The organism is Aeromonas sp. QDB68 (assembly GCF_027707405.1).
GTDB lineage: Bacteria > Pseudomonadota > Gammaproteobacteria > Enterobacterales > Aeromonadaceae > Aeromonas > Aeromonas caviae.
In genome coordinates this window covers 133,486-148,931 of the sequence record NZ_JAPCIQ010000003.1, presented here as the reverse complement: position 1 = coordinate 148,931, position 15,446 = coordinate 133,486, and the positions used below count along the sequence as shown (strand labels likewise).

14 protein-coding genes are annotated in these 15,446 nt (G+C 63.9%); 5 read left to right on the top strand and 9 right to left on the bottom strand.

What is annotated here, in order from left to right:
- Positions 1 to 463: 463 nt before the first annotated feature.
- The 3 genes from erpA to clcA form a co-directional block, all read right to left on the bottom strand.
- Complete coding sequence (gene erpA / locus PG892_RS02100) at positions 464 to 814, bottom strand: iron-sulfur cluster insertion protein ErpA (protein WP_010675554.1); 351 nt, start codon at positions 812 to 814, stop codon at positions 464 to 466.
- 89 nt (positions 815 to 903) lie between these two features.
- Positions 904 to 1,596, bottom strand: a complete 693-nt coding sequence (locus PG892_RS02095) for a DUF6776 family protein (protein ID WP_043155743.1) — start codon at positions 1,594 to 1,596, stop codon at positions 904 to 906.
- Between the two features lie 87 nt (positions 1,597 to 1,683).
- Positions 1,684 to 3,078 carry a H(+)/Cl(-) exchange transporter ClcA gene (gene clcA / locus PG892_RS02090; RefSeq protein WP_210600820.1) on the bottom strand — a complete coding sequence of 465 codons (1,395 nt, stop codon included), beginning with the start codon at positions 3,076 to 3,078 and terminating at the stop codon, positions 1,684 to 1,686.
- A gap of 209 nt (positions 3,079 to 3,287) precedes the next feature.
- Between clcA and hemL the strand changes: the two genes are divergently transcribed.
- The gene (hemL, locus tag PG892_RS02085) at positions 3,288 to 4,574 is read left to right on the top strand and encodes a glutamate-1-semialdehyde 2,1-aminomutase (RefSeq protein WP_010675557.1); all 1,287 of its coding nucleotides are present in this window, start codon (positions 3,288 to 3,290) and stop codon (positions 4,572 to 4,574) included.
- A 200-nt stretch (positions 4,575 to 4,774) separates the two neighbouring features.
- Positions 4,775 to 5,596, top strand: coding sequence for a hypothetical protein (locus tag PG892_RS02080; RefSeq protein WP_160837814.1), 822 nt, complete (start codon positions 4,775 to 4,777; stop codon positions 5,594 to 5,596).
- Here the strand turns inward: PG892_RS02080 and PG892_RS02075 are convergent.
- Positions 5,511 to 6,413 (bottom strand): sulfite exporter TauE/SafE family protein, encoded by a 903-nt coding sequence (locus PG892_RS02075; RefSeq protein ID WP_210556704.1) that lies wholly within the window; start codon positions 6,411 to 6,413, stop codon positions 5,511 to 5,513. The genes PG892_RS02080 and PG892_RS02075 overlap by 86 nt on opposite strands.
- Before the next feature lie 259 nt (positions 6,414 to 6,672).
- Positions 6,673 to 7,356 carry a phosphatase PAP2 family protein gene (locus PG892_RS02070; RefSeq protein WP_223933722.1) on the bottom strand — a complete coding sequence of 228 codons (684 nt, stop codon included), beginning with the start codon at positions 7,354 to 7,356 and terminating at the stop codon, positions 6,673 to 6,675.
- A gap of 208 nt (positions 7,357 to 7,564) precedes the next feature.
- On the opposite strand from PG892_RS02070, the gene PG892_RS02065 reads away from it, so the two are divergent.
- Positions 7,565 to 8,080, top strand: a complete 516-nt coding sequence (locus tag PG892_RS02065) for a DUF2937 family protein (protein ID WP_042077825.1) — start codon at positions 7,565 to 7,567, stop codon at positions 8,078 to 8,080.
- Positions 8,081 to 8,122: 42 nt separating this feature from the next.
- On the opposite strand, the gene PG892_RS02060 is transcribed toward PG892_RS02065, so the two are convergent.
- Complete coding sequence (locus tag PG892_RS02060; protein ID WP_210600816.1) at positions 8,123 to 9,004, bottom strand: LysR family transcriptional regulator; 882 nt, start codon at positions 9,002 to 9,004, stop codon at positions 8,123 to 8,125.
- A 156-nt stretch (positions 9,005 to 9,160) separates the two neighbouring features.
- On the opposite strand from PG892_RS02060, the gene PG892_RS02055 reads away from it, so the two are divergent.
- Positions 9,161 to 9,565 (top strand): SMR family transporter, encoded by a 405-nt coding sequence (locus PG892_RS02055; RefSeq protein ID WP_042077790.1) that lies wholly within the window; start codon positions 9,161 to 9,163, stop codon positions 9,563 to 9,565.
- Complete coding sequence (locus PG892_RS02050; protein ID WP_042077791.1) at positions 9,553 to 9,873, top strand: SMR family transporter; 321 nt, start codon at positions 9,553 to 9,555, stop codon at positions 9,871 to 9,873. The genes PG892_RS02055 and PG892_RS02050 overlap by 13 nt, the downstream gene beginning before the upstream one ends.
- Before the next feature lie 85 nt (positions 9,874 to 9,958).
- On the opposite strand, the gene gloA2 is transcribed toward PG892_RS02050, so the two are convergent.
- The 3 genes from gloA2 to hrpB form a co-directional block, all read right to left on the bottom strand.
- Entirely contained in the window at positions 9,959 to 10,360 is a 402-nt protein-coding gene (gloA2, locus tag PG892_RS02045) for an SMU1112c/YaeR family gloxylase I-like metalloprotein (RefSeq protein WP_210600815.1), read from the bottom strand.
- A gap of 42 nt (positions 10,361 to 10,402) precedes the next feature.
- Positions 10,403 to 12,724 carry a penicillin-binding protein 1B gene (gene mrcB / locus PG892_RS02040; RefSeq protein ID WP_010675566.1) on the bottom strand — a complete coding sequence of 774 codons (2,322 nt, stop codon included), beginning with the start codon at positions 12,722 to 12,724 and terminating at the stop codon, positions 10,403 to 10,405.
- A 122-nt stretch (positions 12,725 to 12,846) separates the two neighbouring features.
- Positions 12,847 to 15,300: an ATP-dependent helicase HrpB gene (gene hrpB / locus PG892_RS02035; protein WP_223933727.1), complete on the bottom strand. Its 2,454-nt coding sequence runs from the start codon at positions 15,298 to 15,300 to the stop codon at positions 12,847 to 12,849.
- Positions 15,301 to 15,446 lie beyond the last annotated feature (146 nt).

The following is a 15,446-nucleotide window of genomic DNA, read 5'->3' as shown; positions in this document are numbered from 1 at the left end:
TGAATTGCTGAATTAACTGCTGCAACTTTCGTTGCTTTGGTCACTTCATCAGACATTGAAAATCAAAAATTGTTTTTTGATGCTCGATGCTGTGAGTGCCCACACAGATTGCTTGATTCAAATTGTTAAAGAGCAGGGCCTGAAACTATAACCCTCACCAGCTTGTTTTGCAAGGTGGACCAGACGCGCACTGCGCCGTGCTGATGGAGGCGCATTATAGGGATATGATTCTCGCTGACAAGCGAAAACTACGTGTTTATTTGAAAAAGACGTTCAGGTGTTTAATCAACAACCAATCAGACTAAAAAGCCGTCAACGATTCATCTAAATGAGCCTGCACACCTTCTCTATCGCTACCAATCGGTACCCGTTTTCGCCACATCAAGATCTACATGCCAGCCACGCCAGGCATACAAAAATGAAAAGGGCCCCTCGGGGCCCTTCATATCACGCTGCTTGTAGATCAGATGGAGAAACTGGAACCGCAACCGCAGGTCGTCGTGGCGTTGGGGTTGGTCACGGTGAAACGGGAACCTTCCAGGCCTTCGGTGTAATCCACGCTGCCGCCGACCAGGTATTGCAGGCTCATGGGATCGATCACCATGGTGACGCCGCTCTTCTCGACCACGGTATCGCCATCATTGATTTTCTCGTCAAACGTGAAACCGTACTGGAAACCGGAGCAGCCCCCCCCAGTGATGTAGACCCGCAACTTGAGTTCGGGATTCTCTTCTTCGGTGATCAAGGTCTTTACCTTGTTGGCTGCCGCATCCGTCATCTGGATGGGCAAGGGGGCTTCTGCTACTGCACTCATTGCTGACCTCACAACCGTTACATCCACAAACATGGAAACCGCGAAATTATCCAATACCCGACCATTTAGTTCAAGTATTCACCACTCTCTTACTGTGCTGCCGGCAAGGGGGTTGGTTGAGCGACCAGAGGCTTGAGCACCTCGTTCCACTCAGCAACCAGCTCCTGGGCCGGTTGCCGACCCTCCTTCGGGATGAGGATTCTCACCCTGTCCGGGATGAAGCCTGAGGGAAGCTGCCAATTGCCCTCCAAGAGCTGGAAATATCGCAACGCGTAGCGTCCCTCCCCCACCTTCATGCCAAGATCCCGGCCACTGAGGATCCTGGGCTTGTCAGCCAGACTGCCTTCGAGCCGGATCTGCACCTGCCCCCGAAACAGCTCCCGCTTCTTGGCGGGTTGTGTGAGCGCCAGACGATAGTGGTAGCGACCCGGCACACTCGTCTCCTGCAATGTCAGATTGTCGATGGATACCCCCACCTGTTCGCCGGTGGGACGCATGATGCGCTCGAAGAAGGCGAGCTGACGTTTCTGCTCCTGTACCTGGGCTTCCTGATCCTTGAGCGTCTGCTGAAGTTGCTCGAAGGCGGCCTTCTGGGTCGCCAGCAAGGTCTCCCTGACGCCGAGATCCGTCTTCAGTTGTGCAATGGCCTTGCTCTGACGCTCCAACGTCTCTTGCTGCACCGTCATCAGGCTGCTCTGAGCCAGCTCCTGTCTGTTCCCGACGACATAGCCGATACATGCCCCCACGGCCAGCACCACCAATAACTTCACGATTTGGGACATAAGGCCTCTTCTATATGCCGACATCAACACAGCTGGTTTCTTTTCACTATACGCGACCATGCCGGATTGATACGGATAAACAAAGAGTTAACCGGTCGCGATGCTGCTTTCACCCCGGTTTTGACGCGCAGCAAGCCGTAAAGTTCGCTCCAGGATCTGGGAATAGATAGGGCGCCCCCCCAACCATTGCGCCACCAGGGTTGCCCCTATGGTGGTGATCATCATGGGCAGGATTAGCTGATAGTTGTCTGTCATCTCTGTCACCAGCACGATGCCGGTAATGGGGGCACGTACGGTGGCGGCGAAAAGCGCCCCCATGCCGGCGATGGCAAAGGCGCCAGGTTCGATGCCGAGATCGGGAAATGCAGAGTGGAACAGGTGACCAAAGATCACCCCGAACAGGGTGCCCAGCGCCAGGGTCGGCGCAAAGACACCACCAGGGGCCCCCGAGCAAAAGCAGATGAGGGTACCCACCAGTCGCACCGAGAAGATGATGAAGAGCGTCGCCATCGCATAGTCTCCCCCCGTCAGATGCGGGATGAGCTCGATTCCCCCTCCAGTGACCGAAGGGGCGAACAGCGACAGCATGCCAAAGGTTCCAGCCACCACCATGCCGATGATGACGAAGCGGTGGCGCTTGTTCTGATGCAATGCCAGGTAACCATCCTGACAGGCGAGCACCAGCTTGTTGAAGACGAACCCCAGCACACCAAAGCAGCCCCCCATGAAGAGAAACAGCCAGAGCGCCTTCAAGGCCGGAGCGTCGTAGTGAGGCAGCATGATGACGGGGGATTGCCCTTCCATGTTCTGCAGCATCAGGGTCGCCATGACGGCCGAAATCCCGACCGCCTTGATGGCGAGGAAGGAGTAGCGAAATTGCGGTCGCATCTCTTCCATGACAAACAGTATCCCTGCCAGCGGGGCATTGAAGGCCGCAGCGAGACCACCCGCCGCACCGGCAGCCAGCAGGGCGTGGCCATGCTCCTTGGGCAACCGGAAGATATCCGCCACCATCTTGCCGAGGTTGCCCCCTATCTGCACCGAGGGCCCCTCCCGCCCCAGCACCATGCCGGAACTCAGGGTACAGACCCCGCCAAAAAACTTCACCGGCAACACCCGCCACCAGCGTACCGGGCGCAGGTCGTCCATGGCCCCTTCAATTTCCGGGATACCGGACCCCCCTGCCTCGGGGGCAAAGGCATGAGTGAGGAAATAGCCAACCAACCCCAGCAGGGCGCTGAAACCAAAGCCGAGCAGGCCAAGCTGCCACCAGGGGCGATCGGCCAGCAAGTCGACACGCTGCTGGGCCAGCCAGTGAACGCAAGACTCGAACAATCCGCACACCAGGCCTGCCAGCAGGCCGACCAGGGCCGCCAACAGGAGCACCAGCAGCGGCATCTTGTCCCGCCGTATCAGGCGCTGCAAGACTGGAGGACGACGCAGCGAGGCCGCGTCGGCGGAAGGAATGGCTTGTTGCTCCATGGATAATCACACTCATCTAACGAGGACCAGACACACCTCGGCCTCGGCTGCCCAGCTCTGGGCCTTTCTGCTATAGTCGGCCCGTTTCATGTTTCACGGGCGAGAGTCCGGGGCGAGAGCGCAAAGCATACTCCTCCCGCCATCCCCTGCCGAGCCGCAATCGGCAGCCTGTGCCCGGGTAACGACCAAAATCCCATTAAGGATGATCCATGTCAAAATCAGATCAGCTGTTTGAACAGGCCCGCCAGACCATTCCCGGTGGCGTCAACTCACCAGTCCGCGCCTTCAACGGGGTCGGCGGCACACCCCGCTTCATCGATCACGCCGATGGTGCCTACCTCTATGACGTGGACGGCCAGGCCTATGTGGATTACATCGGTTCCTGGGGCCCCATGCTGCTGGGCCACAACCACCCGGCCATCAAGGCCGCCGTCATCAAGGCGGTGGAGAAGGGACTGAGCTACGGTGCGCCGACCGAGATCGAAGTGCTGATGGCCGAAAAAGTGCGCCAGATCGTCCCCTCCATGGAGCAGGTGCGGATGGTCAACTCCGGCACCGAGGCGACCATGAGCGCCATCCGGCTGGCCCGCGGCTACACCGGCCGCGACAAGATCGTCAAGTTCGAGGGTTGCTACCACGGCCACGCCGACTCCCTGCTGGTGAAGGCAGGCTCCGGCGCCCTGACCCTGGGCCAGCCCAACAGCCCGGGTGTACCGGCCGACTTTGCCAAGCACACCCTCACCTGTGTCTTTAACGATCTGGACTCGGTGCGCGAAGCCTTCACCCAGTACGGCAGCGAGATCGCCTGTATCATCGTCGAGCCGGTAGCCGGCAACATGAACTGCATCCCGCCGGTGCCCGGCTTCCTGGAAGGGCTGCGCGCCATTTGTGACGAGTTCGGCGCCCTGCTGATCCTGGACGAGGTTATGACGGGTTTTCGCGTCTCCCTGCGTGGTGCCCAGGGCCACTACAACATCGACCCGGATCTCACCACCCTCGGCAAGATCATCGGTGCCGGCATGCCGGTGGGCGCCTTCGGCGGCAAGAAGAAGGTGATGCAGCACATCGCCCCGACCGGCCCCGTCTATCAGGCTGGTACCCTCTCCGGCAACCCGGTGGCCATGGCCGCCGGCCTCACCATGCTGGATCTGCTGCTGGAGCCGGGCCTCTATGAGCAGCTGAGCGCCAAGACCGCCCGTGTCGCCGAAGGGCTCAAAGCCGCCGCCGCCAGGCACGGCATCCCGCTTGCCATCAACTACGTGGGCGGCATGTTCGGCTTCTTCTTCACCGACGAGCCCGAGATCACCCGCTACGAGCAGGTGACCCGCTGCGACATGGAACGCTTCAAGCGCTTCTACCATCTGATGCTGGAAGAGGGTGTCTATCTGGCACCGAGCGCCTACGAGGCGGGCTTCCTGTCGCTTGCCCACGGGGACAAGGAGATTGAACACACCCTGGCGGCCGCCGAGCGCAGCTTCGCCAAGCTGGCTGGCTGACAAGCCGCAAGATGTGCAGAGGGCCCCGATGGGGCCCTTTTTTGTTTGCTCGCACCGACAAGGCACCGTAGTGGTGCATCTTTAAGTCCCTCACCGGAACCTTGCCACCTGCTGGTGCGCCGCGCCGTACACGGGCTGTCATAAATCAGGCCCACAATTTGCAGGTCCCTGCTTCAGGAGCCCATTGGACCGAGGTGTATATGGCAGAGATGAGCCCCATCGATGTGCTGCGGCGCTATCAGGAGTACGAAACCGAGCTGGCCCCCCTGCTGTTGGGGCTGCTCACCCTCCCCGAGGCGTCTCTCAAGACCTATGCCTTCGTCGAGGAGGTAAAGAGCCTGGCCCCCCAGATCAGGCCAGCCATACTGGCGCCCGTTCCGGCGGCCCAGGGGCAGCTGCGCCTGCTGGTGCAGGGCCATGGCCGGGAGCTGGAGATCAACCTGCACCAGCTGATCGCCTGGCTGATGGGGGACAGGGAGCGGCGGCGCGCCATTCCCTGGTTCAGGGCCGTCTACGTCGTCCTGAGTCTGGCCCTGTTTCTCATCGTCGGCACCCTCATCTGGCACGGGCTGGAACAGCTCTATCTGCTCCTGTGCGGCACCCAGCAGAACCGGCTGGGGGCCTTCAGCGCCATCATCTTCCTCACGCTCGCCCTGGCGGTGTTCGATCTCGGCAAGACCATCCTCGAAGAGGAGGTGCTACTGCATAAGGACATCTTCCGCCACAGCGCCATCCGGCGCACCATTACCCGCTTTATCGCCGCCATCCTGATCGCGGTCTCCATCGAGGGGTTGCTGCTGCTGTTCAAGGGATCCCTCGGCCAGAGCGAACTGCTCTGGCCTGCGGTGGGGGTGATGGGCTGCGCCGTGGGGTTGCTGCTGGCGCTGGGGCTCTATGTGTTTCTCGGTGCCAGGGCGGAAGCCGCACTGGTGCAGGCTAACCAGCGATATCCGCAGCCAGCTGCGCGGTGGGGCGACGAGCCGCCCGCCAGGAGGCGTACATGGTCCAGGAGGTATAGATGACGATGAAGGCCACCAGCCATTTGAGCATCTCCATCTCCATGGATTTGACCAGCATGGCCGCCAGCACCACGCCGATGGGGCCGAAGATGGCCACCGCCAGCACGGCCCGCGCATCGAAAGCCCCCATGCGAATGAAGGTCCCCGCCGAGAAGACGCTGAGCACGGCGGTGGATCCCATCATGATGGGGAAGGCCACCAGCGGGTTCATGCCGAGCAGATAGACCAGGGTCATGCAGGGGGCGAACAGGCCGATACCGACGTTCATCAGGGCTCCGAACAGGAAGTTGCCGGCAAGGGCGATCCCCAGCTTGTAACCGCTCAGCCCCATGGCCTCGCCACCGAGGGGGAAGAGCCCAAGCAGACCGGCAAAGATGAGACCGGCGACCACCAGCAGGGAGACCGCCATCACCAGCCGGATGGTCTGGCGATCAAAGGAAGCCACGTAACGGGCGCCCCAGGCCGCACCGGCTGCTGCCGCCGCCATCATGCTGATGAGGGTCATGGGATCCACGTTGACCACGCCGATGAAGATGAGAGCCTGGGTCACGGTCGGCAGCACGCACTGGCCGTTGAGGGTACCGGGCAGCACCCGATCATCGATCAGCCTGAACTGCTTGTAGCAGGCGGTCTTCACCGCAAAGCTCCCCACCCCCAGGGTATCGAGAAAATTGGCCACAAAACCGATGGCCGCCACCGGCCAGAAAGGGGTGGCTTCGAGCTGGCCATGACGCCGTTTGTGCCACCAGGCACGGACCAGCATAAAGAGAAAGACCAGGGCACAACCGATAAACAAGAGACGCAGAAAAGTGACAAGCATGGGGAGACCTCCAACAACGGGCGGCGATTCTAAGGCAGCGGAGGGAAAAAATCCTGGCCAGGATCATGAGACGACGGGTGCAAACGTTTGGCCCCGACTATTTTGGCTGGCAGAACCCGAATGGGGCTATCCATACTGGTTGGGAGGGCGACAGCCCGGGCTCATCGGGCGTAGTCCTGGTCATTTCGCGACGACCACAGCACCGGTGAGGCGTAAACGAAAGAAGGCGGGGTGACCCGCCTTCTTTTTTCATTCTCCGTCAGGCAATCCAGCGTGGCAGCCGGGGAGCCAGGCGGTCGATCAGGCGATCCGACACGGGAGTGAGCAACAGCAGCGGCAGGCAGATCAGGGAGAGGCAAAGAGCGCCCACATAGACGTCCGTCATCCAGTGCGCACCAGCCAGGATGCGGGGCGCCGAAAACAGGGGCACCATCACCACCGCAACTACCCCGGCCCAGCGCGGCAGATAGCGCAGGGCAAAACCGGCGAAGATCATCAGGAAGAGGGCGTGATCACCGGGGAAGCTGTCACCGGCGGAGTCCTTGGTGGGAATCGCACTGATCTCGGTCAGGCGCAGAGCCCCGTCCACCATCAAGGTGGGGCTGGGACGGCTGACCGGCAACAGATGCCCGAGCTGATTGATCACCAGAGCCCCCAGCAGCATCACGACCCCCATGGCCACCAGACGACGGCGCTCCTGCCCGTCGGCACGGAAGAAGCAACCGGCAAGGATCCCGCCCATGCAGGCCAGCGCGGCCAGATCGAACAGGCGGTTGTTGGTGATGGCCACCAGATCGGCCCAGCGGGGGGAGTGGCCGAGCCAGCCATTGACCAGCTGGAAGAGGGTGAGATCCCAGTGATCCCAGGGGCCATGATCCGGCAGGGCAGCCCAGCTGAAGGCAATCAGGCCACCGATCAGATAGAGAGGAATGAACTTGCTCATGCCGACTTTTCCTTGGAAAAGCGCGCATTCTAGGTCAGTCAAAAGATGACGTGAATCACAGAAATGTAAGCATTCGTGTCAAAAACGAATTCCATTGAATCCGCCCCTGCCCCGTTCTGCCCCCTGGCCGGCAGAACGGGCACCGCCGTCTTGGCTCTCCCACGGCTTGCGGCTAGTATGGCCACTCCGTTCACTCAGGATGATGATGATGCGCAGCTACCTTCGCATGATGCTGTTTGCCCTCGGCTTGCTGGCTGGCGTGCAGATCCCCGGGATCGTCGATCTCTACTACCAGCGGCTGGATGCGCGCCTGCAACAGGCCAGCCTCAGTCTGGCGCCCTTCCAGCGCACCGCGGATCAGCACTTCCAGGGCGATCTTCAGGCCCTGGTCGCCCACTACGGCGCCAGCCAGGATCCCGTCTTCACCCAGGATGCCGCCAGCCTGCAACAGCTGGTGAGCCAGCAGCGGCACCTGCAGCAGGAACTCGCCTTCCGGGACCAGGCCTGGTATCGGCAACTCTCCCACCTGCTGCTGCGCGCCGATCCCCTGCTCTGGCAGGACACCCTGCACAACTACGGCTATGTGGTGCCGCTCAATCAGGCCGCCATCCTCTGCGGCGTGGCGGTGGGCCTGATGGCCTCCCTGCTGGGGGATCTGCTGCTCAGCCTCCTGGCGCTGCCCTTTCGCCCGCGCCAGCCGCTCTCCCGGCGCAGCCTGCGCTGATCCCCCTGGTGCCGCCATGTCCGGCGGCGCCCCCGAACGCGGTCATTCGAAGGGTTCGAGATAGGCCCCGATGGCCTTCTTGAGCCAGGCCAGCACCTTGCCATGGTGGGCATTTTCCGCCAGATAGACCCCGTAGTCGCGCCACTGCAGGCTGAACTTGTGTTTCAGGGTCAGCAGTTCCCCCTGGCGCAGCTGGCTCTGGATCAGCGGTGACGGCAGCACGGCCCAGCCGAGGCCGTCGAGCACCGCATCCCGCATCAGCTCGAAGCTCGACAGCCCGATGTGATGGCCGCCGATGGGCAGCAGGCTCTTGACCGAGAATTCGTCCACATAGGAGAGGGTGACCTGGGTATGGCCGGTCAGGTCCTGCTGCAATACCCGCTTCAGGCTGGCCAGGGGGTGGCTCGGGGCCACCACCATCAGGGTGCGGATTGGGTTGAGCACTTCGATGCTGAGGCCGCTGCGCTCCTGCTCCTCGGTGATGAGGCCGAAGGCGGCATCCACGAACCCCTCCTCCACCAGGGCGGGCAGCTCAGGCGGCGAGGCCAGCACCAGGGAGATGCTGGTGCCGGGAAACTGGTGGCGCAGCTGGCCCAGCATCTCCCGCCACACCGCCTCGGGGATGGCGTCATCCCGCGCCACCCGCAGCGCCACCTCGGCGCCGGAGGCATGGTGCTCGCACTTGAGCTTGAGGCTGTTGGCGGCCTGCAGCAGCCGTTTGCAGTCGTCCAGCACCTGCTCGCCGATCTCGGTCAGCCGGCTCTGGTTGGCCCCTCGTTCAAAAAGTTCGACGCCAAGCTCAACCTCAAGCGCCGCGATCGCCGTGCTGACCGCGCTGCGACTCTTGCCAAGGCGGCGGGCTGCATTGGCGATGGAGCCACTGCTGGCTGATTCCACAAAGAGTTGTATCTGGTAGAGCTTCATGATTTGGGTCGTGAGCTAGGTATCCGGCATTCACCTTATCTCGCCCGCTGCTGCCAAGGCAAACCGTCAGCGTCTGAGTTGTCGACGCTCAGCGATTCTGCCGCCTGAACGGGCTGCGGCTATCATGGCCCCGTCGCAGCAACAAGAGGACATGTTATGTCATTCAATCCCATGCTTCTGGCCCGCCTCTTCCTGACGGGTGCCATCCTGACCGAGGTCGCCGGCACCTCCACCATGGCCATGATCCCGGAGAACCAGGCCGGCTGGCTCAACTACCTGCCCATGTGGGCACTCATCTCGCTCTCCTACCTGTTGTTGGCCAAAGCCGCCACAACAATCTCCATTGGCATTGCCTTCGCGCTCTGGGAGGGGCTGGGGATCGCGCTGATCACCGTCGTCTCCGTACTGTTCCTCGACTACCGCCTGAATGCTCAGGAGTTGATCGGACTGGCGCTGGCCATAGTGGGGATTGTTCTGGTGACGATGGGTGAGCGCCACGAGGAGCCGGTCGCCCCCATGCACAGCGCCCACGAGGCCAGGGAGGTCCCATGCACCCGCTGATGATAGTGCTGGGCGCCGCCCTGCTGGATATCGGCGCCAACATGGCGATCAACCGCTCGCTCGGCTTTCGCCACAAGGGCTGGGGCCTGCTCGGCATCCTGCTGGTACTGTGCGCCTTCACCCTGCTGTCGGAGGCGGTCAGCACGGGCCGGATCGATCTGGCCGTGGCCTATGCCACCTGGGGCGCCATAGGGATCCTGGGTACCGCCCTCGGCGGACTGCTGCTGTTCGGCGAGCGGCTCAAGCCCGTCGGCTGGGTCGGCATCCTGGTGATGGCCGTCGCCGTGGCCCTGCTCACCACCGCCTGACCCCCAGTTGACGCAAAGAAAGAAGCCGCCCGGTTTGCCTGGCGGCTTCTTCTGTTTGGGGGACTGAGGCCTGAGCGGCACATCCCTATGGCTGCGCTTCGTAGAGCTCCAGCGGCAGGCCGTCGGGGTCGGCGAAGAAGGTAAAGCGCTTGCCGGTCAGCTCGTCCACCCGCACCGGCTCCACTTCCACCCCGTGCTGCTCCAGGTGGGCGATGACCCGGTCGAGATCCGCCACCCGAAACGCCAGGTGGCGCAACCCGCACGCCTCCGGCCGGGAGGGGCGCGGCGGCGGCGCCGGGAAGCTGAACAGCTCCAGCTGGCTGCCGTCCGGCAGCGCCAGATCCAGCTTCCACGACTGACGCTCGGCCCGCAGGGTCTCGGCAATGATGGGCAACCCCAGCACCTGGTGATAGAAGTGGCGCGAGCGCGGATAGTCGCTGGCGATGATGGCCACGTGATGGATGGCCTCAAACAGGGGATGGGTCATGGCAATCCTTGCAAAACGGGCAGCCTGCGCTGCCCGTCTTCGTCAGTTGAAGAAACCGTTGAACCAGTTGTCCAGGGCATTCGCCGGGTCCGAAACCGGGCTGGCACAGCTCATGGGCTCGGCCAGACCGGCCAGCTTGGCCGGCACCTGGAGACTGCCGGGACAATCGCTGGCCACCCGGGCACCGCTCGAGCGGGAGAAGTTGGCCCAGCTCACCCCTTCGGGCATCTTCAGCCCCAGGCTGTTGACCCCTCGCTGGCTCATGTAGCCGCTGAACAGCTGCAAGGCGCCACTGGCACCGGTCAACCCGGCCGGGGTGTTGTCGTCACGGCCGACCCAGACGCTCACCAGCTCGTTGTTGTCCATCCCGGCAAACCAGGAGTCACGCAGCTCGTTGGTGGTACCGGTCTTGGCGGCCATGGTGGCCCCGGGGAACTTGGCACCGAGCGCCCGGGCCGTCCCCTGGCTCACCGTCTTGGTCATGGCGAACAGGGTCAGCCAGCTTGCCTGGGGATCCGTCACTCGCTTGGCCGCTTCGTCATGCTGGTAGAGCTGGCGCCCCTCGCCATTCACCACGGCCCGGATGGCCGACAGGGGCTGGGTCAACCCCTGGTTGGCAATGGGCAGGTACATCTGGTTCACCTCCATGGGCGAGAGCGCCACCGCCCCCAGCACCAGGGACGGATAGGGCTGGATCTCCTGCTGCACCCCCAGCTTGTGCAGGGTATCCACCACCTTGTCCAGGCCTATCTGCATCCCGAGGTTGACGGTCGGCACGTTGAGGGAGCTGGCGAGCGCCTCCATCAGGGGCACGCTCTGGCGGAACTTGCGGTCGTAATTCTGCGGCGTCCAGATCTGGCCATCCTGGCCGCGAATCCGGATCGGCTGATCTTTAAGCGGCGTGCCCAGGGTCAGGCCGTTGGAGAGGCCGGTCAGGTAGACCGCCGGTTTGACCAGGGAGCCAATCTGACGGCGGGCATCCAGCGCCCGGTTGAAGCCGGCGTAGCGGGGATCCCGTCCCCCCACCATGGCGACCACCTCGCCCTTGTGCCAGTCGGAGACCACCATGGCCGCCTCCAGCTTCTTCTTGCCACGCTGCTTCTCGATGGTGGCCAGACCCGACTCCACCGCCTGCTCGGCGGCGTGCTGGGCGATGGGATCCAGACTGGTGAAGATCTTGAGGCCGGACTGCTTGAGCAGATCCGGGCCGAAGCGGTTCTGGATCTCCCGCTTGAGCAGCCCCATGAAGGCCGGGGTACGGCCATAGCTCATCTGGCCGCGGGCGATGATGCCAAGGGGCTGCTTGCTGGCCAGGTCATACTCGGCCTGGGTCAGGCTGCCGTGATCCGCCAGCAGTTTCAGCACCAGATCCCGGCGCGCCTTGGCCCGGTCCGGGAATCGCCAGGGATCGTAATAGGAGGGGCCCTTCACCATGCCCACCAGCAGGGCCACCTGATCGATGTCCAGCTCGTTGACCGGAATGCCGAAGTAGAAGTAAGAGGCGAGCCCGAAACCGTAGACCCCCTGGGAGAAGTTCTGCCCCAGATAGACCTCGTTGAGGTAGGCCTCCAGGATCTCGTCCTTGCTGTAGCGGTAGTCGATGAGCACCGCCATGTAGGCTTCCTGCAGTTTGCGCCACAGGCTGCGCTCACGGGTCAGGAAGAAGTTCTTGGCGAGCTGCTGGGTGAGCGTACTGCCCCCCTGCACGGTGCGCCCCGCCAGCAGGTTGGCTGCCATGGCGCGCATGATGGCCACCGGCGAGACACCGCCGTGCTGGTAGAAGTCCCTGTCTTCCGTGGTGAGCAACGTCACCAGCAGGCTGTCCGGCACCTCGGAGAGGCGCACCAGCAGGCGGTCTTCCCGATCCTCGGTGTTGAGGCGATCGAGCAGCACCGGGTCCATCTGGGCATAGCCGAGCTGGCGCTGGTTCTCCAGGGACTGGATCCCCTCGAGGCGCGCCCCGTTGAAGGTGAGGCGCAGGCCACGGGCGCCGTCGGCACCGTCGTGGAACTCGAACGGCCGGCGCACCAGCTCGATGCGGTTGCCGCTCACCGCGTACTCACCCGGGGTATGAGGCTGACGCACCTGCTTGTAGCTCAGCATGTTGAGCTCGCGCAGCATCTGGGTCTGGGAGAGCCGCTGGCTGGGATAGAGCTCCAACGGGCGGCTGTAGACCATCACAGGCAACTGCCACTTCTCCCCGTCGAAGCGCTCGCGCACCTTGGTGTCGAGATAGATGCCAAACACCACCATGAAGGCCGCCACCACCAGAGAGAGCTTGAAGCCCAGCCAGAACAGGGTGCGCCAGATGGTGCGTTTGGGCGCCGCCTTCTTGGGCGTGCGCTTGCGTCGTTGGGTTGCCATAAATCCTCTTGTCGTTCTCCTCGCCATCCCGCTGATGCGAGCGGCCTGCGATGCCTGTTGTGGAGGGGGCTGTGCCACCGCCATCTTGTTCTGGTCGTGCCGACCGATCACTGCCCCGTCGGCTACTCCTGCAATCCCATCTTCTTCTTGGTCACCCGGGTCGGCATCGCCTCCAGCGGGTTGTCCGGCCAGTAGTGACGGGGGTAGCGCCCCTTCATCTCTTTTTTCACCTGCTCATAGGATCCCGCCCAGAAGGCGGCGAGATCCGCGGTGATCTGCAAGGGGCGCTGGGCCGGGGAGAGCAGCTCCACCACCAGGGGCACCCGGCCATCGGCCACGCATGGGGTGGCGCCCAGCCCGAACATCTCCTGGATGCGCACCGGGATCGCTGGCGCCTGACCCGGCTGGTAGCGGATCCGCACCCGGCTGCCGGTCGGTGCGGTGAAGTGGCTCGGCAGCGCCTCGTCCAGCCGCCTTGGCAGGGGCCAGGGCAGAGACTGGCGCAGGATGTCGCTCATGTCGAGCCGCTTCAACTGCTCCAGCCGGGTCATGCCGCTCACCGCCGGCAGCAGCCACTGCTCGAGGTCGGCCAGCAGGCTCTCCTCATCCATGGCGGGCCAGGCTTCGTCGGGCAGCCAGTCGCGGGCGCAGCGCAAGCGGGCCAGCAGCCCCTCGCTGCTCTCGTCCCAGGGCAGCACGTGCAGCCCCTTGCGCCGGATGCCCTGCAGCAGGCAGCGCCCCTTCTGTTCATCGGAGAGATCCGTCAGCGGCCGCTGGCCGAGCACCAGCTCGCCGAGCACCTGCTGGCGCTCCGCACGCACCCGTTCCTCCCGATCGTCCCAGTCGAACCACTGGCGCTCGCCGACCAGCTCGGGCAGCTGGCGCACCAACTCATCCAGCGCCACCGGCTCGGCGATGAAGATGCGGCTGCCGCGCTCGTTCTGACCCATTTCGACGGCCACGATGGCCCCCTGCCCCTGGCAGGGATGCCCTTCTACCAGATCGCAGCTCACCCCGCCACTGAGCTGATAGCGGCTGCCACTGCGCAGCTTGCCGATGCGATCGGGCCAGGCGAGGGCGCACAGCAACCCCAGCCATTGACCCTGCGGGCTGCTTGCCCGCACGCCGAGCCGCTCGAACCAGCGGGCCGCCCCCTGGCGCAGGGCGCCCTGACGGCGGTGGAACTGCACGGACAGGCGCTCCGATCCTCGCAGATCTTCTTCCAGCAGCGCCACCAGGAAAGCCGCATCGGCGACAATCCCTGTCAGACCCTCGGATTCCAGCTCCCGGGCCCGCAGCAACATGCGGGCGAGGCGGGGATGGGTGCCGAAGGCCGCCATGGCACGGCCTGCCGGGGTAAGTTGTTGCTCACCCTCCGGGGCCATGGCGCCCAGGGCCACCAGCAACCGCCGGGCGCTGGCCACGGCGGCAGGGGGTGGCATGTCCAGCAGGGGCAGCGCCTCCACCCGGGCCCCCCACTGGGCGGCGTCCATCAGCAGGCCGGTGAGCTCTTGCGTCAGGATGTCGGGGGGACTCTGCTCGGCGAGGCGCTCCTGCACCTCGCAGCTCCAGAGCCGGTAGCAGACGCCGGGGCCAAGCCGCCCTGCCCGCCCCGCCCGCTGGGTGGCGGAGGCTTTGGCGATGGGCCGGGTCTCCAGCCGGGTAACGCCGCTCTTGATATCGAAGGTGGCGCGCCGCTCCAATCCGCTGTCGATGACCACGGAGATCCCCTCGATGGTGAGGGAGGTCTCCGCCACGTTGGTGGTGAGCACCAGCTTGCGACGACCCGCAGGCGCAGGCTCGATGGCCGCTTGCTGGGCCGCGAGGTCAAGACGGCCATAGAGGGGAGCCAGGGTCACACCCCCTGGCAACCGCCCTTCCAGCCACTGTGCCAGCCGCTCTATCTCCCCCTGTCCCGGCAGGAACACCAGGGCACTGCCAGCCTGACTGGCGAGCGCCTCCAGCACCACAGCGCCGACCTGGGGCTCCAACCACTGCTGGCGATTGGCGGGGCGATAGTGGTACTCGATGGGAAAGCCGCGCCCCTCGGAGCGCACCACGGGGGCGCCTGGCAGCAGGCGCTCCAGGGCCATGCCATCCAGGGTGGCGGACATCACCAGCAGCTTGAGATCATCGCGCAACCCCTGTTGGCTCTCGATGGCGAAGGCCAGCGCGGTATCGGCGTGCAGGCTGCGCTCGTGGAACTCGTCAAAGATGACGAGCGACACGCCGGTGAGCTCAGGATCCTGCTGCAGCATCCGGGTCAGCACCCCCTCGGTCACGATCTCGAGCCGGGTCTGGCTGCTGGTGCGGCTCTCCCCGCGCACTCGCAGGCCGATGCGCTCGCCCACCTTCTCCCCCAGCTGACGCGCGAGGAAGCTCGCGATGTTGCGCGCCGCGAGGCGCCTGGGCTCCAGCATGATAATGCGCCCGGACAGCCGGTGCTGGCGCACCAGCTCCAGGGGCAGCAGGGTCGATTTGCCCGCGCCGGGGGGCGCCTGCAGGATCACGCTGGTATGGTTGTCGAGGGCTGCAAAGAGTTCAGGCAACACCGGGACGATGGGGAGGGAAGACAAAGCGATGGGCACCTTCTGTGACACTTCTGAAAAGGGGTCCATTCTGCCACAGCCTCCCGGCCATCGTAAGCGCCCCTGCCGGGCAGGGGCAGGAAGCGTCAGGTGCAACACGGCAAGACATCCCGGGAGCGGCTGCCATAGAATGG